This window comes from Streptomyces sp. NPDC102278, from assembly GCF_044766345.1.
Lineage (GTDB): Bacteria > Actinomycetota > Actinomycetes > Streptomycetales > Streptomycetaceae > Streptomyces.
Window position 1 is genome coordinate 357,817 of record NZ_JBIWLV010000006.1, and the last position, 25,853, is coordinate 383,669.

Here is a 25,853-nt window from a genome sequence, read left to right on the forward strand (position 1 = left end):
TCGCGCCCCGGCCGGGTCGGGACGGTTCAGGCGTCCCAGAGGGAGCCGAGGGCCAGGAGTTCGTCGCGGTACTCGATGCGGCCCTCCCAGTCCCGGGGCCAGACGTCCGCGCCGAGGTGGGCCCCCGCGAAGGCGCCGGCCAGACAGGCGATGGAGTCGGAGTCGCCCTTGGTGCAGGCGGCCCGGCGCAGGACGGTCAGTGGCTCGTCGGGGAAGAGCAGGAAGCAGTGCAGGGCCGTGGCGAAGGCCTCCTCCGCGATCCAGCCGTCACCGGTGGTCAGGCAGGGGTCGGTCTCCGGGGAGGGCGACTTCAGCGCGGCGGCGACCCGGTCCAGGACGCCCAGGCATTCGTCCCAGCCCCGCGCCATGAAGGTCCGCTCCGTGGCGTCGGAGGTGCTGCGCGTCCACAGGTCGCCCAGCCAGTGCTCGTGGTAGCGGGTGCGGTTCTCCAGGGCGTACGAGCGCAACTGCCCGACCAGGCCCGTCACCTCGGTTCCCCGGGCGAGCAGGTACACGGCCCGGGCCGTCAGGTCGGAGGCCGCGAGGGCCGTCGGGTGGCCGTGCGTCAGGGCGGACTGGAGCTGGGCCGCGCCGGCCCGCTCCTCCTCGGTCCAGCCGGGCACCAGGCCCACCGGGGCCACCCGCATGTTCGCGCCGCAGCCCTTGGAGCCGATCTGGCTGGCGTCGCGCCAGTCCCGCTCGGGGTGGTCCAGGAGCTCGCAGGCGCGCAGGCAGGTGTTGCCCGGCGCCCGGTTGTTCTCCGGCGAGTGGTACCACTCGACGAACTCCTCCCGGACGGGGCGGGTCAGCCGCAGGGGTCCTGTGCGACCCCGCTCCCCCGCGGTGCGCATGCCGCGGGCCAGCGCCAGCGTCATCTGGGTGTCGTCGGTGACGATCGCCGGGCGGGGCAGGGCCATCTGCCGCCAGGGTCCGGTCTTGGAGAGGATCGTCGGGACGTCGTTGAACTCCGTGGGGAAGCCGAGGGCGTCGCCCAGGGCGAGGCCGAGCAGGGCCCCGGTCGCCGCGCGCTTCTTCGTCGTCACGGTCATCGTGGCTGTCCTTCCGAGGGGCGGAGCAGGGGCGGGTGCAGGGCCGTCGCCGGCCCGGAGCGGTACAGCGCGGCCGGCTTGCCGCGGCCGCCGGTGAGGCGGGCGGCGCCCGCGACGGCCTCGACGAAGCCGGGGGTGGCGAGGACCTTGCGGCGGAAGTTGGGGCGGTCCAGGGCGGTGTCCCAGACGGTCTCGTAGACGGCCTGGAGCTCGCCGAGGGTGAACTCGGGGGGGCAGAAGGCCGTGGCCAGGCAGCTGTACTCCAGCTTCGAACCGATCCGCTCGCGCGCGTCGTCGAGGATGACGGCGTGGTCGAAGGCCGGCCCGGCGACCTCGCCCACGGGCACCCAGCGGGCCCGGTCGGCGTCGCCGCCGCCCTCCGCGGCCGGCTCCGGCATGTCCGGGACCAGGGCGGTGAAGGCCACCGAGACCACCCGCATGCGGGGGTCGCGGTCCGGTTCGCTGTAGGTCCGCAGTTGTTCCAGGTGCAGGGCGGCGACCACGACGTCGGACAGGCCGCTCTCCTCGGCCAGTTCGCGGCGTGCGGCGCTCTCGGCGGACTCGCGGGGCAGGACGAAACCGCCGGGCAGGGCCCAGGCGCCGGCGTACGGTTCCTGGCCGCGCCGGATCAGCAGCACGTGCAGTTGTCCGGCGCGGACGGTGAAGACGGCGAGGTCGACGGTCACCGCGAACGGCTCGAAGGCGTGGGGGTCGTATGCGGTGGTCATCGGTTCCCCACCCGTACGTTCTCGGGCAACGGGTCCGTGAACCGCCATCCCTCGGCCAGTAGTTCGTCGACCGCGGCCACGGCCGCGACCAGCCGCGCCTCCCGGTCCCCGCCCACGAGCAGGAAGCGCTTGCCGGTGGCGGCGAGTTCCTCCCGGAAGCGTCCGGTCATCCACGGCCTGAGGTGCGGTCCGTCGCGCAGCCCGTCGTCCTCGAAGGGCACGCCGACGTCGTCGGTCAGCAGGTACAGGTCCCGCCGCGTGCGGGAGGCGATCTCCTCGACCTCGGCGTTGCGGCCGCCCATGTACCGCTCGTGCCAGATGCCGGTCGCGAAGGAGTCCGTGTCGCAGAACAGCACCGGCGAGCCGAGCCGGGCCGCCCGTTCCTCCTCGGCGTCCTGGCGGCGCGCGATGACCGGGAACTCCCGCGACGCGAAGGACACCTCGGACCAGGAGGCCGTCGGGTCCGTCGCCCGCGCCGCCGCAAGCTTCTCCTCGCTGTACCGGCGCCCGTACTCGGCGACCCAGCCCGTCTCGGCCCAGACGCCGCCGCGCCGGCGGTAGTGGGTCGCCAGGTCGCGCGAGAGCGTGGTGGTGCCCGTGGACTCGGCGCCGAGGACGACCACGCGCCGGGTCAGGGCGGCCCGTACGGCGGGGCCCAGGAACTCCCAGCAGGCGGCCGGGTCCGCGCGCACGGCCGTCCCCGACACCGGGAAGAGCGTGCGGGCCGGGTCCACGCAGACCTCCTGGGCGCCGAAGCGCCGCGCGAGTTCCGCCCCGTACTCCTCCGACGTGAAGACGGCGTCGACGCGGCCGGGAACGGCGCCGCGGAAGATCGCCATGTGCGCGTCCCAGATCGCCGGGTCGTGCAGGTCGACCGGGATGTCGTCGACCGCGCCGACGACGTGGGCCCCGGGGTGGGCCTCGCGCATCCACGCGATCCGGTCGGCGAGCGGCACCGATTCGACGGAGGCCGCGCACACCAGCACGGTCAGGCGTTCGCACTGGTCCTGGGCGGTGCGCACCAGGTGGTGGTGGCCGGCGTGCGGCGGGTAGAACTTGCCGAGCACCAGCCCGTGGCGGTGGCGCCTCATGCCGTCACCGCCGGGGTCCGTCCGCGGGAGCCGCCGGTCCCGTCGGTCCCGTCCGTCGCCTCGGTCGCGGACAGGGCGCGGCGCCAGCCGATCAGCCCGGTCACGCACAGCGTCAGGAAGCCGACGTACAGCACGGCCGTCACGTACAGGCCCTTGTGGACGTACAGCGGGACGGAGACGAGGTCGGTGGCGATCCACAGCCACCAGGACTCCAGGAGCTTGCGGCACTGCCCGTAGGTGGCCATGAGCGAGAGCCCGGTGGCCAGCGCGTCCCAGAAGGGGACGGTGGAGTCGGTGACGCCGTCCAACAGCAGGGTGAGGGCGAGCACCCCCACCGCCCCCGCCGCGGCCAGGGCGGCCCATTCGGTGCCCGTGGTCCGGCGCACCGGCAGGGCCTCGGCGGTTCCTGGTCCACCCCCGTGGGTCCAGGACCACCACCCGTACGCGGCGAGGGCGATGAAGACGATCTGCAGCCCGGCGTCGGCGTAGAGGCCGGCCTGGGCGAACAGCACGATGAAGAAGACGTTGTTCGCGATCCCGATGGGCCAGTTGGCGATGTGTTGTCGCGCCACCAGCCAGACGCACAGGGCGCCGGTGGCCGCCCCGAGGATCTCGGTCCAACTCGTCTGCCAGCCCACGGAGGCCCTCCCTTAATAGTCAGGTTGACTATAAACAGGATCGGGTGCGCGGGCAAGCAAAAACCCGCGGCGCCCTGAGGGCACCGCGGGTTCCCCGCCCCGACGGACGGGGCGGGAGGCGCGCGGGGTCACCGGTGAGGTGACCCCGCGCGAGGGTCCTACAGACCGACCTCGCGCATGAGCATGCCGACCTCGGTGTTGGTCAGGCGGCGCAGCCAGCCGGACTTCTGGTCGCCGAGCTCGATCGGGCCGAAGGAGGTCCGGACGAGCTTCTCGACGGGGAAGCCGGCCTCCGCCATCATGCGGCGGACGATGTGCTTGCGGCCCTCGTGGAGGGTCACCTCGACCAGGTAGTTCTTGCCGAGCTGGTCGATGACGCGGAAGTGGTCGGCGCGGGCGTAGCCGTCCTCCAGCTCGATGCCGTCCTTGAGGCGCTTGCCGATCTCGCGGGGCAGCGGGCCGGTGATGGCCGCGACGTAGGTCTTCTTCACGCCGTACTTCGGGTGCGTGAGGCGGTGGGCCAGCTCACCGTGGTTGGTGAGCAGGATGATGCCCTCGGTCTCGGTGTCGAGCCGGCCGACGTGGAAGAGACGGGTCTCACGGTTGGTGACGTAGTCGCCGAGGCACTGGCGACCGTCGGGGTCCTCCATGGTGGAGACGACACCGGCCGGCTTGTTCAGCGCGAAGAAGAGGTACGACTGGGTGGCGACGGTCAGACCGTCCACCTTGATCTCGTCCTTCGGCTGGACGCGCTTGCCCTGCTCCAGCACGATCTCGCCGTTGACCTCGACGCGGGCCTGCTCGATGAGCTCCTCGCACGCACGTCGCGAACCCATGCCGGCGCGGGCGAGCACCTTCTGCAGACGCTCCCCCTCCTCCTCGGCGCCCGGGAAGGTCTTCGGGGTCTTGATCACGGGCTTGTCGGCGTACCGGTCGCGCACGCGCTCCTCGATCCGCGCGTCCAGCTCGCGGGGGCGCGACTGGCCGCTGCGGCTGCCGGGGCCGCTGCGCGGGCCGCCCGCTCCGCCGATGCCGGGGGTCCGGGAGGTACGGGGGCCGCCCTTGGCGCCACCGCGGGCCGCGTCGCCGCGGGCTCCGCCGCGGTTGCCGTCGGCTGCGCCGCGGGCACCGCCGCCGCCCGCCTTGGCGCCACCGCGACCGTTGCGCTCACCCTCGGGGCCCACGTCGTAGCGACGCTCCTCGGGGCGGGGGTTGCGGGGACGCTGGGGGGCCTGGTCGCGGTCACGGTCGCGCGGGGCGCCCGCGCCGGAGCCGCCACCGCGGTAACCGCCGCCGGAGCCGCTGCCGCCACCGGAGCCGCCGCCGCGGTGACCGCCGCCACCGGACGAACCGCCGGAGGAGCCGCCCCGGTAGCCGCCGCCGGAGGAGGAGCCGGAGCCGCCGCCCCGGTAGCCGCCGCCGGAGGAGCTGCCGCCGGAGGAGCCGCCGCGGCCGCCGCCGGAGCCGCTGCCACCGCCGGAGCCGCCACCGCGGTAGCCACCGCCGCCGGAGGGGGAGCCGCCGCGGGCGTTACCACGCCCGCCGCCACCACCGCCGCCGCTGTTCCTGTTGCCGCCACCGTTGCCGTTGCCGCTGCTTCGCATCAAAGTTCCGTCGTCTTGTCGTCTTCAAAGTAGTCCGGTGCATCTGGTGCGTCCGGATCGAACGACGGAACACCCTCTTGCGTCTCGGCTTCGATCGCGTCCGCCTCGGGGAGGAAGGGCGCGAGCTCCGGGAGCTCGTCCAGGCCACGCAGGCCCATCCGCTCCAGAAAGTAGTTCGTCGTCCTGTACAGGATCGCACCTGTTTCGGGTTCCGTCCCCGCCTCGGCCACCAGACCCCGCTGCAGGAGGGTCCGCATGACCCCGTCGCAGTTGACTCCGCGGACCGCCGAAACCCTTGATCGGCTCACCGGCTGGCGGTACGCGACGACCGCCAGGGTCTCCAACGCCGCCTGGGTGAGCCGGGCCTGCCGGCCGTCCAGCACGAAGGCCTCCACCGCCGTCGCGAAGGCCGCGCGGCTGTAGAACCGCCATCCGCCGGCGACCGGGCGCAGCTCGAAACCGCGTCCCTGGGCGGTGTACTCGTCGGCCAGTTCCCGCAGGGCGACGGCGACCTCGCGCGGGGTCCGTTCCAACACCTTGGCCAGGTGTTCCTCGGTCGCGGGTTCGTCGACGACCATGAGGACGGCCTCCAGGGCGCCCTTGAGGGCCAGCTCCGCCGGCTCGGTCATTCCTTCGCCTCCACGATCTGATCGAACTCGTCCGTCACCGTCGGCATCCCGTCGCCGTCCCCGCCGCTCCAGCGCACGGTGAGCGTCCGCAGGGCCTCCTCCTGGTCGAGGATCACGGCCTTCTCCCGGTAGAGCTCCAACAGGGCCAGGAACCGCGCCACGACGGTGAGGGTGTCCGGGGCGTCCTCCGTGAGCTCCGCGAAGGTGGCCTCCCCGCGGGCCTTGAGCAGCGTGACGACCAGTGCGGCCTGTTCCCGGACGCTGACGAGCGGGGCGTGGATGTGGTCCACGTAGACCTGTGGTGCCGCCCGGGGCCGCATGGCCCGCACGGCGAGCCGGGCGAGGCCGTCCGCGCCGATGCTGATCACCACGTCGGGCAGCAGTTGCGCGATGTGCGGTTCCAGTCCGACGGTGCGCGGGTACCGCAGGCCCTCGTCCTGCGCCCGGTGGTCGAGGATCTCCGCGATCCGCTTGTACGCCCGGTACTGCAGGAGCCGGGCGAAGAGCAGGTCCCGGGCTTCCAGGAGCGCCAGGTCGGCCTCGTCCTCGACCTCGGCGGCGGGCAGCAGTCGGGCGGCCTTCAGGTCGAGCAGGGTGGCGGCCACGACGAGGAACTCGGTGGTCTGGTCCAGGTCCCAGTCGGGTCCCATGGCACGGATGTGCGCCATGAACTCGTCGGTGACCTCGGACAGCGCGACCTCGGTCACATCGAGCTTGTGTCGGGAGATCAACTGGAGCAGCAGGTCGAAGGGGCCCTCGAAGTTCGCCAGCCGCAGCGTGAAACGCCCGTCGCCCGCGTCGGCCGGCGGCGCCACGGCCGACGCTCCGACGGATGTCTCGGCTGAGGTTTCGGCCGGCGCTCCGACGGACGCCACGTCGGGCGTCCCGGGCGCGACCTGAACGCCCTCGGTGGCCCCTGAGGGCTCCTGGGGCACCTCGGGGGCCTCCGAGGCGCGGGAGGGGGTCTCGGGGCCCTCCTGGGGCCCTGTGGGCGTCTCGGGCGGTACGGGGGCCGGCTCCCCGCCCTGTGGCTCCCGCTTCCCCGGTACCCCCGTGGCGGGGGCGCCCGGGCCGCGGCCCAGGTGACGGCGGGCGGGGCGATCGGGTTCGGCGGGAGGGGGCATCGAGGTCCAGGGTGGTGCGAGGGCGGTACGGACGGGCCGGCACTGCGGTGCCGCCGAGGCGACGTTAGCGGGCCGGCCCTCGCCCTCGCGTCAGGCGCCGGTCAGCGCCCGCGCAGTCTCCGTACGAGGATGCTCGCGTCGCCCCGGGACTCCAGGTCCGCGAGGACCACGGCGACCGCCTCGCGGACGATGCGGCCGCGGTCGACGGCGAGGCCGTGCTCCCCGCGCAGCACCAGTCGCGCGTGCTCCAGGTCCATGAGCTCCTCCGCGGAGACGTAGACCGTGATCTTCTCGTCGTGCCGTTCGCGCCCGCTCGGCCGCCGGTTGGCGCCCCGGCCCTGCCCCTTGCCGCGCCGGGGCGCGGACGCCCCGGCGGCGGCGGTGGCAGAACCTTCCTGCGGCCGGCGCTGCGCGCCCACCGCCGGCTCGCCGGTTTCCCGGCCGCGCCCCTCCGCCGTGCCCTCCGCCGCGTTCGCCGAGTGTTCCGACTGCGCCGAGCCGCCCGCGGACTCCTCGACGCCCCGTCGCGGCGAGGACGACTGCAGCGCCATCCCCCCGGTCGTACGGAACAGTTCGTCGGCTCCGGGCAGACTCACTCGGCGGGACACCGGGCGAGCACCTCCCTGGCCAGCTGGCGGTAGGCGGCGGCGCCGACGGAGTTGGAGGCGTACGTGGTGATCGGTTCGCCGGCGACCGTGGTCTCCGGGAAGCGCACCGTCCGGCCGATGACCGTGTGGTAGACGTGGTCGTCGAAGGCCTCGACGACGCGCGCCAGCACCTCACGGCTGTGCACCGTCCGGGAGTCGTACATCGTGGCGAGGATGCCGTCGAGCTCCAGCTCCGGGTTGAGCCGCTCCTGCACCTTCTCGATGGTCTCGGTCAGCAACGCCACACCGCGCAGCGCGAAGAACTCGCACTCCAGGGGGACGATCACCTTGTGAGCCGCCGTCAGGGCGTTCACGGTCAGCAGGCCGAGCGAGGGCTGACAGTCGATCACGATGTAGTCGTAGTCGGCCATCAGCGGCTTGAGGGCCCGCTGGAGCGTGGACTCGCGCGCGACCTCACTGACCAACTGCACCTCGGCGGCGGACAGGTCGATGTTGCTCGGCAGCAGGTCCATGTTGGGGACCGCCGTCTTCAGCAGCACCTCGTCGGCCGACATGCCCCGCTCCATGAGCAGGTTGTAGACCGTCAGGTCGAGTTCCATCGGGTTCACGCCGAGACCCACGGACAGCGCGCCCTGCGGGTCGAAGTCGACGAGCAGCACGCGGCGCCCGTACTCGGCGAGCGCGGCACCCAGGTTGATGGTCGACGTGGTCTTGCCCACGCCGCCCTTCTGGTTGCACATCGCGATGATCTTCGCCGGACCGTGGTCGGTCAGTGGACCGGGGATCGGGAAGTACGGCAGCGGCCGTCCGGTCGGGCCGATCCGCTCACGGCGCTGACGGGCAGCGTCGGGGGCGAGAGTGGCCGCGTACTCGGGGTCGGGCTCGTACTCCGCGTCGGGGTCGTAGAAGTGCCCTTCGGGCACGTTTTCGTAGTCGGCGAAACCCACGGGCTTTTCGCCGCTCAGGTCGCCGGCCCTGGAGTTCACGTCTAGGCCGTCCATGCTGTTTCGGGGCGTCGTCATGTGCTGGTGGTTTGCGAAGGTGCGGACTGCGACGGAGCCGACAGGTTCGATTCCGGCAGGGCCCTGGCCCCGCGCAGGCATTCCTGCTCGACCACCCCCAGGAGCAAATGTCGACTCATTCACAAGTCGTCTTACCTCCTCGGACGTGACCAGGACACTTATCGATAGGTCAGCGTGGCACCATGCCGACGGTTGGCGACTCTATGGCGTGTCACCACCCAGCGGCAACACAATCCGCCGGACCCGACGCGTTGTGTCGGCAACCGAACACCACTCTGTCAAGGGCGTACGAGCTGTCGCCGCGAAGTTTCGCAGGTGTGCGAAAGGGTTAAAGGGTTACGTTCGAGGCGAGTTGAGCGCCTTCGACGCGCACCCCGAAAACGCGGCCGGCCGGACCTCGCGAGCAAGGTCCGGCCGGATACGTGAGATTGACGTCAGTCGTTGACGGCTCAGCCGAGCAGCGTGCTCAGCGGGAGCGTCGGGAGACCGTGGGCGTCGGCGACGGGACCGTAAACGACCTGCCCGTCATGGGTGTTGAGGCCCAGGCCGAGGGCCGCGTCACGGCGCAGCGCCTCGACCCAGCCGAGGTTCGCGAGCTGCACGATGTACGGCAGGGTCGCGTTCGTCAGGGCGTAGGTGGAGGTGTTCGGAACCGCGCCCGGCATGTTGGCGACGCAGTAGAAGACCGAGTTGTGGACCTGGAAGGTCGGCTCGGCGTGGGTGGTCGGGCGGGAGTCCTCGAAGCAGCCGCCCTGGTCGATCGCGATGTCGACAAGGACACTTCCGGGCTTCATCTTGGCGACGAGCTCGTTGGTGACCAGCTTCGGGGCCTTCGCACCCGGGATCAGCACCGCGCCGATGACCAGGTCGGCCTCGGTGACGGCCTTCTCCAGCTCGAAGGCGTTGGAGACGATCGTCTTGATCTTCGTACCGAAGATCTTGTCGGCCTCGCGGAGCTTGTTGATGTCCTTGTCGAGCAGGGTCACGTGGAAGCCCATGCCGATGGCGATCTGAGCCGCGTTCCAGCCGGAGACGCCGCCGCCGATGACCACGCACTCGCCGGCGTGGGTGCCGGGGACGCCGCCGGGCAGGACGCCGCGGCCGCCGGCCGAGCGCATCAGGTGGTAGGCGCCGACCTGCGGGGCCAGCCGGCCCGCGACCTCGGACATCGGGGCGAGCAGCGGGAGCGCGCGGTTGGCGAGCTCGACCGTCTCGTACGCGATGGCGGTGGTGCCGGACTCCAGGAGGGCGTCCGTGCACTCGCGGGAGGCCGCCAGGTGCAGGTAGGTGAAGAGGGTCTGGTCCTTGCGGAGGCGGTGGTACTCCTCCGCGATCGGCTCCTTGACCTTCAGCAGGAGGTCCGCGGTCGCCCAGACCTCGTCGGCGGTGCCGAGGATCTCGGCGCCGGCGGAGACGTACTCCGCGTCCGTGATCGAGGAGCCGACACCGGCGTTCTGCTCGACGAAGACCTGGTGGCCGTTGCGGACCAGCTCATGCACGCCGGCGGGCGTGATGGCGACCCGGAACTCGTTGTTCTTGACCTCGCGGGGGATGCCGACCTTCATCGTCGATCACGGTCCTTGGCTCAGGGGATTTTTCGGGTCACTTCCATACATACCCGCTCACAAGAACGCGCAACGGGATGCACCACGAGATGACGTGGTGGAGCCAGTCTAATGAAGGATGAGTCGCTGTCTAGCCTTGCAAACAAATAATCTCAGTCGGAATCACTACGGATTTCGCAGGCAGCGGGGTCATCTCCCAGCAATCTGTCGGCTGCGGACCGGTGCAGCCTGGCAGCCGCGGGGTCGCCCAGCCTGTCCAGCGTGTCGGCCAACCGCACCTGCAGCGCGGCCTGAAGTCGCAGGTCCCCGGCCCGGCGCGCCAACTCGATCGCCTCACGGCAGGTGTGCAGGGACTCCTCGGGTCGTCCGGCGTACTCCTGGATCCGGGCCATCTCGCTCAACGCCTTTGCCTGGCCCGGGACATCGGCCAGTCGCCGGTAGCCGGCGGCGGCCGCCCGCCAACTGCGCAGCGCCTCCCCGTACCGGCCCGCGTACGTGTGCACGTTGCCGAGCCGGCCGTACAGCCTGGCCTCGTCCGCCCGCTCCCCCCGGGCGAGGGCCTGGGTCAGGGCCCGACCGAACCAGTCGGAGGCCCGGTACCAGTCCGCCAGCTCCTGGTACGCGCCGCCTACGGATTCCATCGCGCGGCCCGTCGCGTACGGGTCGTTCGCCGCCTTTCCCGCGACCAGGGCGGCCCGGTACCGCTCCAGCGCCTCGTGGGTGCGGCCGGTCTCGGCGTCCAGATCGGCGAGGTTCAGCAGCGCGGCGGCCTGCTCCCGGTACAGGTCGCGCCGCTCGGCGACGTCCAGGACCAGACGGTGCAGCCCGTACAGCTCGGGGGCGGCCGCCTCGGTCCCCCGGTGCTCCGCGAGGGCCCGTACGAGGGCCGAGACCAACCGGCGGGCCAGGGTGTCCAGGTCCCCGTCCGCCACCGCCAGGGCGGCCGACGCGGACAGGGCGGGCAGCCGGGTGTCCAGCCAGGTGGCGGCGGCCCGCCGGTCGGCGAAGCGGAGGGCGCGGGGCAGTCCGTCGAGCCGCTCCCGCACGAGGTCCTCGTCCTCCTCGGCCATGGCCCGGCAGGAGGTCAGCAGCCGTACGGTCCGCTCCAGCATCCGGGCCCGGGCCAGCTGCACCTCGGCCGGCCGCTCCTTGGTCTCCAGCAGGGCCTGGAGCAGGGGCGCGAGGCAGCCCGGCAGCAGGAACAGCCCGTCGGAGGCGTGCCGGACGAGACCCAGCCCGGCGAAGTCCTCCAGGGTGGACTGCGCGGCGGCCACGGAGCAGCCGGCCAGGGCGGAGGCCGTGTGCGAGTCGATGAACCCGGCGGGCGCGAGCGGAAGCAGCCTCAGGGTGCGCTGGGCGGGCTGCGGCAGCGATTCGTAGACGAGCCGGAAGGAGCGGGCCAGCGGCCCGCTGGTACCGGGCGGCATGTCGTGGAGCTGCTTGGCCACGTCTGCCACGGCGGCCTTCGGGTGCGCGGCGAGCCATCCGCCGACCAGGGCGAGCGCGGCGGGCTGGCCCCCGCACTCCTCGGCGAGGGTCTCGGCGGCGCGCGGGTCCACGGTGATGCGGGTGTCCCCGATGCTGTGCGCGAGCATCTGGACGGCGGAGGGGGTGTCCAGTCCTCCGAGGGTGCAGGGGCGGACGTCCGGGATCCCGGTCAGCGGCCCCTCGGCGGTCACCACGACCAGGCACTCGGGGGTGTCCGGCAGCAGGGCGTCGACCTGGTGCGGGTCGGCGGCGTCGTCGACGAGCAGGATGACCCGCCGCCCGGTCAGCGCCGTGCGCAGTTCGGAGCTGAGGTCGTCCTCGCCGGCCCCGGGCTGGGTGGAGCGACCGAGGCCCTCCAACAGGGTCCTGACGGCCCGTTCGGTGGCGACGGTCTCCCCGCCGGGCGTGGTGAGCCTCACCTTCACGACCCCGTCGGGGTAGTCGTCGCGCACCTCGCGGACGAACGCCTCGGCCAGGGCCGTGCGCCCCGAACCGGGGCGACCCGCGACGAGCAGAACCCTCGCGCGGGGCGCCTTCGCCTTGCGCCCCGAGAGGGTGTCGAGCCCGGTCCGTGCGATGTCCTCGCGCAGCTCCTTGAGCTCACGCCGCCGCCCGACGAAATCCGTCACGGGATCCGCTCCTCTCCCTGCCTTAGGGTTGCCGAGCGTAGTTCACGCAGAGCGACGACCCGTGTGGAGCGCGGCGGGCACATCGCCCGATCGGATCAGCCGATGGTCACACCAGACCCCCCATCGGCCCCCCGCCGCCCCGCCCCGGGTCGGGGCGGCGCGGGGGCGGCGGCGCGGATGGGGCGGCGCGGCGGCCGCCGGTCGGCTACCCCTCGTAGGGGCGCGCCGACCACGGCGCGTCGGCCGGGCGCAGGACGTCCAGCCCGCCCTCGACGGCGAGGGCCGCGTTCAGGGCCAGCACGCCCGCCACCAGCCCGGGGTTCGTCAGCTCGCCGGCCAGCACCCCGCGTACCAGCTCCGCCGGCGGGACCCGGGCGAACTGCATGTCCGCCTCCTCCTCCGACATCTCGAAGCGGGCGCCCTCCGCCTCCGCCAGGTCCCGGGCCAGGAACACCCGGATCGCCTCGTCCGAGCCGCCGGGCGAGGCGAAGAAGTCCACCAGCACCCGCCAGTCGTCGGCCTTGACGTGCGCCTCTTCGTACAGCTCCCGCTGCGCCGCGTGCAGCGGGTTCTCCCCCGGTACGTCGAGCAGCCCGGCCGGCAGCTCCCACAGCTTGCGGCGCACCGGGTGCCGGTACTGCCGCAGCACGAGCACCTGTCCGGCCTCGTCCAGCGCCAGTACGCACACCGACCCCGGGTGCACCTGGTAGTCCCGACGGACGGTGGCGCCGTCCGGCATCCGGACCACGTCGGAGTTCACCGCCGTCTTCGCGCCCTCGAAAGGCCGCCGGGTCGAGACCGTCTCCCAGGATTCCGAGCTGTCCTTGATCTCGATGTCGATGCCCATGCCGAATGTCCTCCACAACGCGCGACAGCCGGGGTACGGATCTCCGTACCCCGGCTGTCTACGTTATGCGGTCAGGCCCTCGGGCCCGGCAGGCTCACTTGGCCGACTGCTGGCGCTCCACCGCGGCCTTGACCAGACCCGCGAACAGCGGGTGCGGCCGGGTCGGGCGGGAGCGGAGCTCCGGGTGCGCCTGGGTGGCGACCAGGTAGGGGTGCACCTCGCGCGGGTACTCCACGTACTCGACGAGCTTGTTGTCGGGGGACACGCCCGAGAAGACCAGCCCGGCCTTCTTCTCCAGCTCGCCGCGGTAGGCGTTGTTCACCTCGTAGCGGTGGCGGTGACGCTCGTCCACGTAGGCCTCGTCGCCGTAGACCTCGCGGACGATGGAGCCCTCGGCGAGCTTCGCCGGGTACAGGCCGAGGCGCATGGTGCCGCCCAGGTCGCCCGCGCCCTCGACGAAGGCCAGCTGCTCCTCCATGGTCGAGATGACCGGGTGCGCGGTCGAGGCGTCGAACTCGGTGGAGTTGGCGTCCTCGATGCCCGCCAGGTTGCGCGCGGCCTCGATGACCACGCACTGCAGGCCCAGACACAGGCCCAGCAGCGGGATCCGGTTCTCGCGGGCGTAGGTGATCGCGCCGACCTTGCCGTTGACACCGCGGTCCCCGAAGCCGCCGGGAACGCAGATCGCGTCCACGTCGCCGAGTACCGCGGCCGCGCCGGCCGGGGTCTTGCAGTCGTCGGAGGCGACCCACTTGATCTGCACGCGGGCCTTGTTGGCGAACCCGCCGGCGCGCAGCGCCTCGGTCACCGAGAGGTAGGCGTCGGGCAGGTCGATGTACTTGCCGACGAGCGCGACCTTGACCTCGTGGTCGGGGTTGTGGACCCGGTCCAGGAGGTCCTCCCAGACGGTCCAGTTGACGTCGCGGAAGGGCAGGTCGAGCTTGCGGACGACGTAGGCGTCCAGGCCCTCGGTGTGCAGCACCTTCGGAATGTCGTAGATCGACTTGGCGTCGATCGCGGCGACCACGGCGGCCTCGTCGACGTCGCACATCAGCGAGATCTTGCGCTTGATGGAGGTCGGGACCTCGCGGTCGGCGCGCAGCACGATCGCATCGGGCTGGATGCCGATGTTGCGCAGGGCCGCGACCGAGTGCTGGGTCGGCTTGGTCTTCAGCTCGCCGGAGGGCCCGATGTAGGGCAGCAGCGAGATGTGCACGACGAAGACGTTGTCGCGGCCGACCTCGTGACGGACCTGGCGGACGGTCTCCAGGAACGGCAGCGACTCGATGTCGCCGACGGTGCCGCCGACCTCGGTGATGACCACGTCGACGTCCGCGGTCGCCATGCGGCGGATGCGGTGCTTGATCTCGTTGGTGATGTGCGGGATGACCTGCACGGTGTCACCGAGGTACTCGCCGCGCCGCTCCTTGGCGATCACCTGCGAGTAGACCTGGCCGGTCGTGACGTTCGCCGAGCCGTCGAGATCGACGTCGAGGAAGCGCTCGTAGTGGCCGATGTCCAGGTCGGTCTCGGCGCCGTCGTTGGTGACGAACACCTCACCGTGCTGGAAGGGGTTCATCGTGCCGGGGTCGACGTTCAGGTAGGGGTCGAGCTTCTGCATCGTGACCCGCAGGCCGCGCGCCTTCAGCAGCGCACCCAGGCTGGAGGCCGTCAGGCCCTTGCCGAGGGACGAAGCGACACCCCCGGTGACGAAGATGTGCTTGGTCGTCATGGCTGTGCTGTTTCGAAAAGCAGCGGGCGGCGTCGCCAAGAGGGGGCTCCCGTGGTCGCGAGGTGAGGTGCGTCCGGCGCCGGCCACCGTCGAACCGGAAGGGTCTCAGGGGGCGCCGAAGCTGCGGTTTCGGGGCTCCTGATTCGCACAGGCAGACCACCGGTCCACGGGGTACCAGCCTATCAGCGCCCGGGCCGGTCCGCCTCCGGCGACGCGGTCGGGGCGTTCCGTGCGACGTGCGCCACACCCGTGGCTCCGGCATTTGCGCAGGTCACCCGTTCGGGCGAGCCGCATTGTCCCGAGACTTAAGGAGATCACTAGGGTGCCGTCATATCCTGCTCGAATATCGCTGCACATCGCCGCCGAGCAGTCCGGCCTACGGTGTAACCACGCCGGTTCCGGAATCATGGACTCTACGCGGGGATCCCTACACACACGGAGACCGCGCAACCGCGCAATGCAAGCGCCCTCAGGGGCGGACGTGGCCGTTCGACTGGAGATGCAACGTGTCCGGGCGCATCGAGGATTACGCACTGATCGGGGACATGCAGACCGCTGCGTTGGTCTGCAGGGACGGAGCCGTGGACTGGTTGTGCCTGCCACGGTTCGATTCCCATGCCGTCTTCGCGAGCATTCTCGGCACCGAGGAACACGGGTTCTGGCGGGTCGGCCCCGCGGTCCCGTCCGGCACCCCGGCCCCGCGGGCCGACCGCCGGCGCTATCGCGGTGACTCCCTGGTGCTCGAATCCGAGTGGGACACCCCGAGGGGGACCGTCCGTGTCATCGACTTCATGCCTCCCCGCGAGGATCACGCACCGCAGTTGATCCGCGTCGTGGAGGGCGTCAGCGGGCGCGTCCCGATGCGCTCGGCGCTGCGGATGCGCTTCAGCTACGGACGGATCGTGCCCTGGGTGCACAAGGTGGACGGCCGTACGGTGGCCGTCTCCGGCCCGGACTCGGTCTGGCTGGACACCGACGCGCAGACCTACGGCAAGGACCTGACGACGTACTCCGACTTCACCGTCGGTCCCGGCGACCGGGTGGCCTTCGCCATCAGCTGGCAGGCCTCGCACCGGGGCGCCCCCGAGGCGCCGGACGCCGAGGAGGCGCTGGGGGTCACCACCGACTTCTGGCGCGAGTGGGTGGACCAGTGCACCTACCACGGCCCGTACCGGGAAGCCGTGGTCCGCTCCCTGATCACGCTCAAGGCCCTGACGTACGGGCCCACGGGCGGGATCGTCGCCGCGCCGACCACCTCCCTGCCGGAGGAGATCGGCGGCAGCCGCAACTGGGACTACCGGTACACGTGGCTGCGCGACGCCGCCATCACCCTGTCCTCGCTGCTGCGCACCGGCTACCGCGACGAGGCCTCCGCCTGGCGGGACTGGCTGCTGCGCGCGGTGGCCGGCGACCCCGAGAACCTGCAGATCATGTACGGGATCGCGGGCGAACGGGAACTGGGCGAGACCGAACTGGACTGGCTGCCGGGCTACGAGAACTCCCAGCCGGTGCGGGTCGGCAACGGCGCCGCCCACCAGCTCCAGCTCGACGTGTACGGCGAGGTCACCGAGGCCCTGCACCTGGGGCACATGACGGGCCTGGCCCGCAACGACTACGCCTCGCTGCTCCAACTGAAGCTCATCCGCTACCTGGAGACCCACTGGAACGAGCCGGACGAGGGCATCTGGGAGGTGCGCGGCCCGCGCCGCCACTTCGTGCACTCGAAGGTGATGGCGTGGGTGGCCGTGGACCGCACGATCAAGCTGATCGAGAGCGGTGACGCGGACGGCCCGCTGGAGCGGTGGCGCGAACTGCGGGACGAGATCCACGCGGACGTGTGCGAGAAGGGCTACGACAAGGACCGCAACACCTTCACCCAGTCGTACGGGTCGAAGGAACTGGACGCGTCGCTGCTGCTGATCCCACAGATGGGCTTCCTTCCACCGGACGACAAGCGGGTCATCGGCACCATCGAGGCGATCCAACGCGAGCTGTCGACCCCCGACGGCTTCATCCTGCGCTACCCGACGGCCGGCGAGGAATGCGGCGTGGACGGCCTGGAGGGCGACGAGGGCGCCTTCCTCGCCTGCTCGTTCTGGATGGCCGACGACCTCGCGATGATCGGCCGGGTCGACGAGGCCCGCCGGCTCTTCGAGAAGCTGCTGTCGCTCCGCAACGACCTGGGGCTGCTCGCCGAGGAGTGGGACCCCAAGCTCCAGCGTCAGGTCGGCAACTTCCCGCAGGCCTTCAGCCACGTCCCGTTGATCGACACCGCGCTGCGCCTGACGGCGAGCGGGGCGTACGGGGGCTGACGCGGGACCGTCCCGCCGGCGCCGTGAACGCGCCGGTGGGGCCGGGTCCGTCTAGCCTGGAGGGGTCTTGTGTGCCCCTCTCGGAAGGGGGCTGTCATGGCCCCGCTCTCCAAGGCGGGCGCGGCGCTGACCGCGCTCCGCGAAGACCTCTCCGGTACGGTGCTCGCGCCCGACGATCCGGGCTACGACGACGCCCGGACCGTCTTCAACGCCATGGTCGACCGACGTCCCGCCGTGATCGCCCAGTGCGAGAGCGAGTCCGACGTGGTCACGGCCGTGCGGTTCGCCCGCTCGCTGGACCTGCCGATCGCGGTGCGCGGCGGCGGGCACAGCGTCGCCGGCACGGCCCTGGGGGACGGCGCGCTGGTGGTGGACCTGCGCCGGATGAACGAGGTGACGGTGCATCCGGGGGCGAAGGCCGTACGGGTGGCCGGCGGCGCCCTGATGAGCGACCTCGACCGGGCGTGCGCGCCGCACGATCTGGCCACCACCGGCGGCCGTGTCTCCACCACGGGGGTCGGCGGGTTCGTGCTCGGCGGCGGCTCGGGCTGGCTGGACCGGAAGTTCGGCCTGGCCGTCGACAACCTCCTCGGGGCGGACGTGGTCACCGCGGACGGCGAGATCGTCAGCACGACCGCCGAGGACGAACCGGAGCTGTTCTGGGCCCTGCACGGCGGGGGCGGCAACTTCGGGGTCGCCACCTCGCTGACCCTGCGGCTGCACGAACTGCCCGCGATGTCGGTCGCGATGCTCATGTACGCGCCCGAGCGGGGGCCCGAGGTCACCCGCCTGTACCGGGAGATCATCGAGTCCGCGCCGCCCGAGGCGAGCGGTGGCGTGATCCACCTCACCGCGCCGCCGGAGCCGTTCGTGCCGCCGCACCTGGTCGGCACGATGCTGTGCGGGGTGCTGCTGACGTACGCCGGTCCCGAGGACGCCATGCGCGTACTCCTGGCGCCGCTGCTGGCCGTGCCGCACGAGGTGGAGATCGTCACCGCGATCCCGTACGCGGACCTGCAGTGCATGATCGACGACCCGCCGGGGATGCGGAACTACTGGTCCGCCGAGTACCTGACGGGGCTGCCCGACGAACTGGTCGACCTCTACTGCGCCCGCGCGGCGTCCATGCCGGTCCCGACGGGCACCCAGCACATACTGTTCCCCCTGGGCGGGGCCATCGCGCGGGGGCCGGCGGACTTCCCCGTGCCGTACCGGGACGCGGCCTGGGCGGTGCACCCGTTCGCCGTCTGGGAGGACCCCGCCGACGACGAGCGGTGCCGGCGGTGGGTGCGGGACGTGCGGGCCGACGCGCGGCCGTGGAGCACCGGAGCGGTGTACCTGAACTTCCTCGGCGACGAGGGCGAGGAGCGGGTCGCGGCGGGCCTCGGCGAGGACAATCTGCGGCGCCTGGCCTCGGTGAAGCGGCGGTTCGATCCGGACAACGTCTTCCGCTTCAACCACAACATCAAGCCGGCCTGAGGCCCTGGTAGCGTCCCGCGACATGGACAACCAGGGCGGGATCACTGTTCAGCGGGCGCTGGAGCTGCCGGGACTGCGCAGCGGTCTGCCGGAGGTGATGGCCTGCGCCGATCGGCTCGGGCGGACCGTGCGCTGGGTCCACGCCGGCGAGGTCCCCAACATCGCCTCCCTCCTCAAGGGCGGCGAGCTGCTCCTGACCACCGGGCTGGGCCTGGGCGCCCGGCCGGCCGAACAGCGTGCCTTCGTGCGCCGCCTCGCGGACCGGGGCATCGCCGCGCTGGTCGTCGAGCTGGGCCCGCGCTTCACGCGCCTGCCGGCCACGATCGTCGAGACGGCGCGGGCGGCCGGCCTCCCCCTGGTACAGCTCCACCGCGAGGTGCCCTTCGTCACCGTGACGGAGGAGGTGCACACCGAGATCGTCAACGGCCACTACGCCCTGCTCCAGCGCGCCGAGGAGGTCCACCGGCGCTGTACCGAGGCCCTGCTGGGCGGCGGCGGGATCCCGCAGGTGCTGAGCATCCTCGCCGACTTCACGGCGAACCCGGTCTTCCTGGAGACCCCCGACGGCCGGCTCCTCTACGCGGCCGGGCCGGTGGCCGGGGAGGCCGCCGCCGACCCGCTCCAGGTGTGGGAGGGCCTTCGGGGCCAGCGCGAGGCCGAGCCGTCCGCCAACGCGGTGGTGGTCGACGTTCCCGGGGGCGGTCACGGCACGGGCTCGGTCCGGGCGCGCGTCATCCTCGTCGGGGTCTCGGCCCCGCTGCTGCCGGTCCACCGGATGGCGGCGGAGCGGACGGCGGGCGTGCTGGCGGTGGTGTTGATGCAGGCCCGTCAGGAGGACGAGCTGTCGGCGCGCGGCCGGGGCGACTTCCTGACGGATCTCGCGGAGGGCCGCATCTGCGCCGAGGACGCCCCCGCGCAGGCGCGCGTCCTGGGCTTCAAGCCGGGCGCGGGCCCGCTGCTGCCGGTCGTGATGCGGCTGTCCACGGATCCGGGCCCGTCCGGGAACTGGGCGGTCCTCGCGCGGGCGGTGCTGGAGGAACTGTCGTCGGTCGGCGTCCCGGTGCTGTTGGGCGTCCGCCCGGTGGAGGGACGGGTGCCGCTGCTGGTGTCCCTGCGGGCGGAGTCGGAGCGCACGACGGTCGCCGACCGGGTCGCGGCCGCGTTGCGCGCGGGCGTGGAGCGGGCCGGTCTCGATCGGGCGGGTGCCCCGCCGGCGGTGGTCGTGGGCGTCTCCGGGAGTTGGGCGGCGGCCTCGGCCGGGCTGCGCCACGCCGCCGAGACGGCGACGGCGGCCCACGGGCTGCCGCCGCGGCCCTGGTACGACGCCCGGCGTCTCGACATCGACCTGCTGCTGTGGCGGCTGCGCGAACAGCCCGACCTCGCCGCCTTCGTGGACCGGGCGATCGGCCCGCTGCGGGTGCACGACGTGGCCTCGCGTCCCTCGCTGCTCCCGACGCTGGAGACGTACCTGGCGCACGCGGGCCGCAAGGCGGAGACGGCCCGCGAGCTCCACCTGAACCGTCAGACGCTGTACAACCGGCTGGCCCGGATCTCGGAGCTGCTGGGCACGGACCTGGACGATCCGGAGACGGTGCTCTCCCTCAGCCTCGCCCTGCGCGCCCGGCGCCACACCGCGTCCTGAGCCGGCGGGCGGCGGCCGACAGGCGGCGTCCGGCGGACCTACCGTCCGCGCTCCATCAACTCGTCGTACACCGACAGCACCTGGGCCACCGTGTCGTCCTCCGACGGCCACGTCGCGGCCTGCGCGCGGCCCGCCGAGGCGAGCGCCGCCCTTCGGGCCGGATCGCCGAGCAGCCCCGACACCGCCGCCGCCAGCGCGTCCGGGTCCCCGTACGGCACCAGCACCGCCGCGTCGCCGACCAGCTCCGGGACTCCCCCGACGTCCGTGGCCACCAGCGCCACGCCGGACCGCAGGGCCTCCTGGGCGAGCAGCGAGCGGCCCTCCCAACGGCTCGGCAGGACCGCCACGTCCGCCGCGGCGAGCAGCCGGTCCGCGTCCCGGCGCCGGCCCAGCAGGCGTACGGGCAGTCCCTCCGCCTCGATCCGGCGGGTCAGTTCCGCCCGCAACGGCCCCTCGCCCGCGATCAGCAGCAGTGGTACGGGGTCCAGCTCGCGCCAGGCCCGCGCCGCGTCCAGCAGCACGCCGTACCCGCGCCCGGTGACCAGACCGCCGACCGCCATCAGCAACGGCCGCTCCACCGCGCCCAGTTCGGCCCGCACCTTGCCCGGGTCGGCGGCCGGTTCGGGCAGCGCGGGCAGCGGCGCCACCACGGCCGCCAGCCGGGCGTCGCGCGCCCCGCGCGAGCGCGCCCGGTCCACCTGGTCCGAGGAGGCGCCCAGCACCACCGCGGCCGCCCGGGCGACGCGGCGTTCCAGCAGCCGACCCATCCGCCCGAGCGCGCCGGGTGCGTCGGGGGCGCCGCCGTGCCAGGTCACCACGAGCGGGGCCCGGTGGCGGCCGCCGCGCAGGGCCAGCGCGGCCCGCAGCCCGGCCCGTACCCCGTGCGCGTGCACCAGGTCGGCTCCGGCGCAGGCGGCGCGCAGGGCGCTCGCCGCGTCGGGTGTGAACTCGGCGCCGGCGCCGGTGAAGTCGTACTCGCCCTCCGCCGCGACGGGGGCGCACACGGTGACGCGTACGCCGCGCGCGGCGAGTCCGGTGGCCAGGGACCGGACGTGCGCGCTGCTGCCCGCGCCGGCGCCGCCGAGCACCTGGACGGTGCGCAACGGCGGCCGGCCGTAGGGCTGGGCGGGAGGGGGGACCGAAACCGGGGAGCTGCTCACGGGCCGAAGCTCCAGGGTGAGGGAGTCAGAGACGTCGCCCAGGATGCCAGTCCGCACGCGCGTTCCGGGACCATACGGGTGCGGATCCCGCGGGAGATACCGCCAGACACCCCCCAGCCTCACCCACACGGGCTACCCGCCGCCACCCCGACGCCGAGATCCCCGGCCCGGACGTGCCCGGGGCCCGGGACGCGACACGTCCCGGGCCCCATGCGACAAGATCGGGAAGGGACGGCCTACGCGTCCGCGCGCGCCGTCGCGAGCAGTTCCTCAGCGTGGGCGCGAGCGGTCTCGGAGTCCTCCTGGCCGGCCAGCATCCGCGACAGTTCGCGGATCCGGTCCTCGCCCTCCAGGACGGTGACGCCGCTGCGCGTCACCGATCCGTCGACGGTCTTCTCGACCAGCAGTTGCCGGTCGGCGAAGGCGGCCACCTGCGGGAGGTGCGTGACGACGACGACCTGCGCCGACCTGGCCAGCTTGGCGAGCCGCCGGCCGACCTCGACGGCCGCCTTGCCGCCGACGCCCGCGTCGACCTCGTCGAAGAGGTAGGTGGGCACCGGGTCGGATCCGGCGAACACGACCTCCACCGCGAGCATGACCCGCGACAGCTCGCCGCCCGAGGCCCCCTTGGCGATGGGGCGCGGCTGGGCGCCGGGGTGCGGGGCCAGCAGCAGTTCGACCTCGTCGGCGCCCGAGGGCCCGTAGGCCACGGTCCGGCCGCCGACCTCGACCCCCTCGGGGTCCTCGACCTGACGGATGTCGAAGGTGACCCGCGCGTGGGGCATCGCCAGCGAGGCGAGTTCCTCGGTGACGGCGGACGCGAACCGGGCGGCGGAATCCACCCGGGCGTCGGTCAACGCCTGCGCCAGTTGCGAGAGTTCGACCCGCAGGCCGTCGCGTTCCGCGGTCAGTTCCGCGATCCGTTCGTCGTCCCCGTCCAGTTCCAGGAGTCGCGCGGAGCCCTGTTCGGCCCACTCCAGCACGGACTCGACGGAGTCCCCATACTTGCGGGTGAGCTGGGTCAGGGCGGCCCGGCGCTCCTCCACCGCGGCCAGCCGCAGCGGATCGGCGTCCAGGTCGTCGGCGTAGCCGGCGAGTTCCCCGGCCACGTCGGCCAGCAGGATGCCCAGCTCCCCGATCCGCTCGGCGAGCGCGCCGAGGGCCGGGTCGTGGGACCGTACGGACTCCAGTGCGCGGTGGGCGCCGGCAACGAGGGTGTTCGCGTCGATGCCCTCCGGGTCCTCGGGGTTGCCCGCGAGGGCCGCGTGCGCGGCCTGCGCGGCGGAGGCGAGCGATTCCGCGTGGCCGAGGCGCTCGGCCTCCGCCGACAGTTCGACGTCCTCGCCGGGCAGCGGTTCCACGGCCGCGATCTCGTCGAGGCCGAAGCGCAGCAGGTCCGCCTCCTGGGCCCGCTCCCGGGCCCGGGTGACGAGGGTGTCCAGTTCGACGGCGACGGCCCGCAGGCGCCGGTAGGCGCCGGTGTACTTCTCCAGCGGGACGGCCACGGAGCCCCCGGCGTACCGGTCGAGGGCCTGGCGCTGCCGGGCGGGCCGCAGCAGGCCCTGCTGGTCGGTCTGGCCGTGTACGGCGACGAGGTCGTCGGCGAGCTCGGCGAGCAGGCCCACGGGCACGGAGCGGCCGCCGACGTGGGCGCGCGAGCGCCCCTCGGCGGACACGGTGCGGCTGATCAGCAGGGCGCCGTCGTCGAGCTCGGCCCCGGCCTCCTCGGCCCGGAGCGCGGCGGGGGCGCCGGGGCGCAGCACGATGCGCCCCTCGACCACCGCTGCCTTGGCCCCGATCCGGACCAGGGATGGGTCGGCTCGGCCTCCGAGCAGCAGGCCGAGGCTCGTGACGACCATCGTCTTGCCCGCGCCGGTCTCGCCGGTCACCGCGGTGAAACCGGGCGACAGCTCGACCACCGCGTCGTCGATGACCCCGAGCGACCGTATCCGCATCTCCTCAAGCACGGGACGACCATACCGAGGTTTGACGGGTGCCACGCGACGTCACCCGTGCCGAGTTCTCCGAACGCACGTGCTATTGGTGTGCTTCGTGCGGGGCCCCGCGCCACCCCGACACGGGCAGGGCGAACTTGGCGACGAGGCGGTCGGTGAAGGAGGCGTGGTGCAGCCGGGCGAGGCGCACGGGCACCGTGCCCCGCCGGACCTCGACCCTGGCCCCGGCCGGCAGCTCCAGGGTGCGCCGACCGTCACACCACAGCACCCCGTGCGGGGTCCCGTGCTGCACTTCCACGGCCAGCACGGAGTCCGGCGAGGTCACCAGGGGCTTCGCGAACAGCGCGTGCGCGCTGATCGGCACCATCAGGAGCGCCTCCACCTCGGGCCAGACCACGGGCCCGCCCGCCGAGAAGGCGTACGCCGTCGAGCCCGTCGGCGTCGCGCACACGATCCCGTCGCAGCCGAAGCCGGTCACCGGACGCCCGTCGATCTCCAGGACCACCTCCAGCATCCGCTCCGGGGACACCTTCTGGACGGCCGCCTCGTTCAGCGCCCAGTCCCGGTGGAGGACGTCGCCGTTGGTGCGGACGACCACGTCGATGGTCATCCGTTCCTCGACCTCGTACGCGCGCGTCACGACCCGTTCCACGACCTGGTCGAGGTCGTCCCGCTCGGCTTCGGCGAGGAATCCGACCCGGCCCAGGTTGACGCCCAGCATCGGCACCCCCGAGCCGCGCGCGAACTCGGCGCCGCGCAGCAGCGTCCCGTCCCCGCCCAGCACGATCAGCAGCTCGCACCCGTCGAGCACCCTCGGGGTGCACTCCGCGACCAGCTCGACCTCGGGCGGCAGCGGCAGGTCCACCGCCTCGTCCACCAGGACCCGTACGCCCAGCCCGGACTTCAACAACCCCTGGACGACCAACTCGGCGCTGCGGATGGCCGCCGGCCGTCCGGTGTGGGCGAGCAGGAAGACCGTACGCTCCCCCTCTCCCCCCGCCGCTGAACCTGTGTATGCGCCTGTGTCTGCTGAATCGCTCACTGCGGCCCCTCCGCCACTGCACGGTCGACGTCCCCCGGGTCGAGTGCCGGTGCCCCCGCCCGCAGCCACAGAAAGTACTCGACGTTGCCCGACGGCCCGGGCAGCGGGCTCGCGGTCACCCCGAGCACCCCCAGCCCCAGCTTCCAGGCCCGCGCCGCGACTTCCCGTACGGCTTCCGCGCGCAGCTCGGGGCTGCGCACGACTCCTCCGCTGCCGAGGCGGTCCTTGCCGACCTCGAACTGCGGCTTCACCATCAGCACCAGATCCGCGTCCGGCGCGCAGCACCGGACGAGCGCCGGCAGCACCAGGCCGATCGAGATGAACGACAGGTCCCCGACGACCAGGTCCACCGGAACCCCGTCGATCAGCTCGACGGTCAGTTCGCGGACGTTCGTGCGGTCCTTGACCGTGACCCGCTCGTCGCTCTGCAGCGACCAGGCGAGTTGTCCGTAGCCGACGTCCACCGCGACGACGTGCGCGACGCCCGCCCGCAGCAGCACGTCGGTGAACCCGCCGGTCGACGCGCCCGCGTCCAGCGCCCGCCGGCCCTCGACGAGCAGACCCCGCGGCCCGAAGGCGGCCAGCGCGCCCGCGAGTTTGTGGCCGCCCCGCGAGACGTAGTCGGGGTCGCTGTCGTCCTTGAGGACGACGAGGGCCGCGCTGGTCTCGACCTGGGTGGCCGCCTTGGTGGCGGTGGTGCCGCCGACGGTCACCCGGCCCGCGGCGATCAGCTGGGCCGCGTGCTCGCGCGAGCGGGCCATGCTGCGGCGTACCAGTTCGGCGTCCAGGCGGCGGCGTGCCACTCCTGCCACGTTCGGTTCAGCTCCTGTTTTCGTACGGTCCGGGGACGGGCGGTGCGTCCAGCGCGGTCAGCGCCTCGCGCAGCCCCCTGTGCACATCCTCGTACACCTCGACGTGCCCGTCCGCCGTGAGGTGGTCCGCGTCCGCCAGCCGCTCCAGGAGCGCGTCCACCCCGGCGTGCCCGGTGGGGGTCCGCACGACGCCCAGCGGCGCGGGTCCGGCGGGCTCGCCGGCGGGCCGCGCGGACTCCTGCGGGGCGTCGGGGACTCTCTCGGGCACTTCGTCGGTCATGCCCCGACGCTACCCCGAAGCGCGCCGCGACCACGTACGGCTCTGCGGTACCGTCGTGATCACCATGGCTACGATTGAGGAGTGCCGCGAAGCACTCGACCGACTCTCGGACAACCTGGCGCGGGCCGACGGCGACGTGCGCGGCGCGGCCGCCTTCGACCGGTCCTTGAGCTGCCACATGACCGACCTCGACCAGACCTTCACGGGCCGGCTCGACGACGGCCGGATCCGGGTCGACGCGGTCGCGCCGGGCCCGCCCCGCACCAAGGCCGAGATCCGGTTGGCGATGTCCGGCGACGATCTGCTGGCCCTGGTGGCCGGGGAGCTGAAGTTCGCCAAGGCCTGGACCTCCGGCCGGGTCAGGCTGGAGGCCGGTTTCCGCGACCTGCTCCGCCTCAAGAGCCTGCTGTAGGCACC

General features: G+C 72.9%; 22 protein-coding genes. 4 read left to right on the forward strand and 18 right to left on the reverse strand.

Annotation, left to right across the window (positions count from 1 at the left end):
* Positions 1–26 precede the first annotated feature (26 nt).
* From ACIRO3_RS18475 to ACIRO3_RS18535, 13 genes are all read right to left on the reverse strand, one after another.
* Complete coding sequence (locus ACIRO3_RS18475) at positions 27–1,049, reverse strand: ADP-ribosylglycohydrolase family protein (RefSeq protein WP_404137733.1); 1,023 nt, start codon at positions 1,047–1,049, stop codon at positions 27–29.
* On the reverse strand, positions 1,046–1,777 hold the full coding sequence (locus ACIRO3_RS18480) for an NUDIX hydrolase (protein WP_404137736.1): 732 nt from the start codon (positions 1,775–1,777) through the stop codon (positions 1,046–1,048). The genes ACIRO3_RS18475 and ACIRO3_RS18480 overlap by 4 nt, the downstream gene beginning before the upstream one ends.
* The gene (locus ACIRO3_RS18485) at positions 1,774–2,868 is read right to left on the reverse strand and encodes an AAA family ATPase (RefSeq protein WP_404137739.1); all 1,095 of its coding nucleotides are present in this window, start codon (positions 2,866–2,868) and stop codon (positions 1,774–1,776) included. The genes ACIRO3_RS18480 and ACIRO3_RS18485 overlap by 4 nt, the downstream gene beginning before the upstream one ends.
* Entirely contained in the window at positions 2,865–3,506 is a 642-nt protein-coding gene (gene pnuC / locus ACIRO3_RS18490) for a nicotinamide riboside transporter PnuC (RefSeq protein WP_404137741.1), read from the reverse strand. The genes ACIRO3_RS18485 and pnuC overlap by 4 nt, the downstream gene beginning before the upstream one ends.
* Positions 3,507–3,664: 158 nt before the next feature.
* Positions 3,665–5,110, reverse strand: a complete 1,446-nt coding sequence (locus ACIRO3_RS18495; protein ID WP_404137745.1) for a pseudouridine synthase — start codon at positions 5,108–5,110, stop codon at positions 3,665–3,667.
* Positions 5,110–5,739: an SMC-Scp complex subunit ScpB gene (gene scpB / locus ACIRO3_RS18500; RefSeq protein WP_404137748.1), complete on the reverse strand. Its 630-nt coding sequence runs from the start codon at positions 5,737–5,739 to the stop codon at positions 5,110–5,112. The genes ACIRO3_RS18495 and scpB overlap by 1 nt, the downstream gene beginning before the upstream one ends.
* Positions 5,736–6,863: a segregation/condensation protein A gene (locus tag ACIRO3_RS18505; RefSeq protein WP_404137750.1), complete on the reverse strand. Its 1,128-nt coding sequence runs from the start codon at positions 6,861–6,863 to the stop codon at positions 5,736–5,738. Before ACIRO3_RS18505 ends, scpB begins: the two co-directional genes overlap by 4 nt.
* 101 nt (positions 6,864–6,964) lie before the next feature.
* The gene (locus tag ACIRO3_RS18510) at positions 6,965–7,471 is read right to left on the reverse strand and encodes a hypothetical protein (RefSeq protein ID WP_365999426.1); all 507 of its coding nucleotides are present in this window, start codon (positions 7,469–7,471) and stop codon (positions 6,965–6,967) included.
* Positions 7,456–8,574: a ParA family protein gene (locus ACIRO3_RS18515; protein ID WP_361775554.1), complete on the reverse strand. Its 1,119-nt coding sequence runs from the start codon at positions 8,572–8,574 to the stop codon at positions 7,456–7,458. Before ACIRO3_RS18515 ends, ACIRO3_RS18510 begins: the two co-directional genes overlap by 16 nt.
* Positions 8,575–8,942: 368 nt before the next feature.
* On the reverse strand, positions 8,943–10,058 hold the full coding sequence (gene ald, locus ACIRO3_RS18520; protein ID WP_361775557.1) for an alanine dehydrogenase: 1,116 nt from the start codon (positions 10,056–10,058) through the stop codon (positions 8,943–8,945).
* Between the two features lie 152 nt (positions 10,059–10,210).
* Positions 10,211–12,175, reverse strand: a complete 1,965-nt coding sequence (locus tag ACIRO3_RS18525) for a tetratricopeptide repeat protein (protein ID WP_365999425.1) — start codon at positions 12,173–12,175, stop codon at positions 10,211–10,213.
* Between the two features lie 205 nt (positions 12,176–12,380).
* Positions 12,381–13,010, reverse strand: coding sequence for an NUDIX domain-containing protein (locus ACIRO3_RS18530; RefSeq protein ID WP_404137810.1), 630 nt, complete (start codon positions 13,008–13,010; stop codon positions 12,381–12,383).
* A 106-nt stretch (positions 13,011–13,116) separates the two neighbouring features.
* Positions 13,117–14,754 (reverse strand): CTP synthase, encoded by a 1,638-nt coding sequence (locus ACIRO3_RS18535; protein ID WP_361775563.1) that lies wholly within the window; start codon positions 14,752–14,754, stop codon positions 13,117–13,119.
* Between the two features lie 506 nt (positions 14,755–15,260).
* On the opposite strand from ACIRO3_RS18535, the gene ACIRO3_RS18540 reads away from it, so the two are divergent.
* From ACIRO3_RS18540 to ACIRO3_RS18550, 3 genes are all read left to right on the forward strand, one after another.
* Positions 15,261–17,066, forward strand: coding sequence for a glycoside hydrolase family 15 protein (locus ACIRO3_RS18540; RefSeq protein ID WP_361775566.1), 1,806 nt, complete (start codon positions 15,261–15,263; stop codon positions 17,064–17,066).
* Positions 17,067–17,162: 96 nt separating this feature from the next.
* A complete protein-coding gene (locus ACIRO3_RS18545; protein ID WP_404137757.1) occupies positions 17,163–18,545 on the forward strand; it encodes an FAD-binding oxidoreductase in 1,383 nt (460 codons plus the stop codon).
* A 22-nt stretch (positions 18,546–18,567) separates the two neighbouring features.
* Positions 18,568–20,187, forward strand: coding sequence for a PucR family transcriptional regulator (locus tag ACIRO3_RS18550; protein ID WP_404137760.1), 1,620 nt, complete (start codon positions 18,568–18,570; stop codon positions 20,185–20,187).
* A gap of 38 nt (positions 20,188–20,225) precedes the next feature.
* On the opposite strand, the gene ACIRO3_RS18555 is transcribed toward ACIRO3_RS18550, so the two are convergent.
* From ACIRO3_RS18555 to ACIRO3_RS18575, 5 genes are all read right to left on the reverse strand, one after another.
* Positions 20,226–21,347, reverse strand: coding sequence for a glycosyltransferase family 4 protein (locus tag ACIRO3_RS18555; protein ID WP_361775575.1), 1,122 nt, complete (start codon positions 21,345–21,347; stop codon positions 20,226–20,228).
* Positions 21,348–21,583: 236 nt separating this feature from the next.
* Positions 21,584–23,302 (reverse strand): DNA repair protein RecN, encoded by a 1,719-nt coding sequence (gene recN / locus ACIRO3_RS18560; protein WP_404137812.1) that lies wholly within the window; start codon positions 23,300–23,302, stop codon positions 21,584–21,586.
* 82 nt (positions 23,303–23,384) lie between these two features.
* Positions 23,385–24,344: an NAD kinase gene (locus ACIRO3_RS18565; RefSeq protein ID WP_404137764.1), complete on the reverse strand. Its 960-nt coding sequence runs from the start codon at positions 24,342–24,344 to the stop codon at positions 23,385–23,387.
* Positions 24,341–25,156, reverse strand: a complete 816-nt coding sequence (locus ACIRO3_RS18570) for a TlyA family RNA methyltransferase (RefSeq protein WP_404137767.1) — start codon at positions 25,154–25,156, stop codon at positions 24,341–24,343. Before ACIRO3_RS18570 ends, ACIRO3_RS18565 begins: the two co-directional genes overlap by 4 nt.
* Positions 25,157–25,163: 7 nt before the next feature.
* Complete coding sequence (locus tag ACIRO3_RS18575) at positions 25,164–25,436, reverse strand: hypothetical protein (protein WP_361775584.1); 273 nt, start codon at positions 25,434–25,436, stop codon at positions 25,164–25,166.
* Between the two features lie 64 nt (positions 25,437–25,500).
* On the opposite strand from ACIRO3_RS18575, the gene ACIRO3_RS18580 reads away from it, so the two are divergent.
* Complete coding sequence (locus ACIRO3_RS18580; RefSeq protein ID WP_404137770.1) at positions 25,501–25,848, forward strand: SCP2 sterol-binding domain-containing protein; 348 nt, start codon at positions 25,501–25,503, stop codon at positions 25,846–25,848.
* Positions 25,849–25,853 lie beyond the last annotated feature (5 nt).

Bases quoted from the DNA above. Each gene is read 5' to 3' on its own strand.
- ACIRO3_RS18475 (WP_404137733.1), bottom strand. From the start codon at position 1,049: ATGACCGTGACGACGAAGAAGCGCGCGGCGACCGGGGCCCTGCTCGGC.
- ACIRO3_RS18480 (WP_404137736.1), bottom strand. From the start codon at position 1,777: ATGACCACCGCATACGACCCCCACGCCTTCGAGCCGTTCGCGGTGACC.
- ACIRO3_RS18485 (WP_404137739.1), bottom strand. From the start codon at position 2,868: ATGAGGCGCCACCGCCACGGGCTGGTGCTCGGCAAGTTCTACCCGCCG.
- ACIRO3_RS18495 (WP_404137745.1), bottom strand. From the start codon at position 5,110: ATGCGAAGCAGCGGCAACGGCAACGGTGGCGGCAACAGGAACAGCGGC.
- scpB (WP_404137748.1), bottom strand. From the start codon at position 5,739: ATGACCGAGCCGGCGGAGCTGGCCCTCAAGGGCGCCCTGGAGGCCGTC.
- ACIRO3_RS18505 (WP_404137750.1), bottom strand. From the start codon at position 6,863: ATGCCCCCTCCCGCCGAACCCGATCGCCCCGCCCGCCGTCACCTGGGC.
- ACIRO3_RS18515 (WP_361775554.1), bottom strand. From the start codon at position 8,574: ATGCCTGCGCGGGGCCAGGGCCCTGCCGGAATCGAACCTGTCGGCTCC.
- ald (WP_361775557.1), bottom strand. From the start codon at position 10,058: ATGAAGGTCGGCATCCCCCGCGAGGTCAAGAACAACGAGTTCCGGGTC.
- ACIRO3_RS18535 (WP_361775563.1), bottom strand. From the start codon at position 14,754: ATGACGACCAAGCACATCTTCGTCACCGGGGGTGTCGCTTCGTCCCTC.
- ACIRO3_RS18545 (WP_404137757.1), top strand. From the start codon at position 17,163: ATGGCCCCGCTCTCCAAGGCGGGCGCGGCGCTGACCGCGCTCCGCGAA.
- ACIRO3_RS18550 (WP_404137760.1), top strand. From the start codon at position 18,568: ATGGACAACCAGGGCGGGATCACTGTTCAGCGGGCGCTGGAGCTGCCG.
- recN (WP_404137812.1), bottom strand. From the start codon at position 23,302: ATGCGGATACGGTCGCTCGGGGTCATCGACGACGCGGTGGTCGAGCTG.
- ACIRO3_RS18575 (WP_361775584.1), bottom strand. From the start codon at position 25,436: ATGACCGACGAAGTGCCCGAGAGAGTCCCCGACGCCCCGCAGGAGTCC.
- ACIRO3_RS18580 (WP_404137770.1), top strand. From the start codon at position 25,501: ATGGCTACGATTGAGGAGTGCCGCGAAGCACTCGACCGACTCTCGGAC.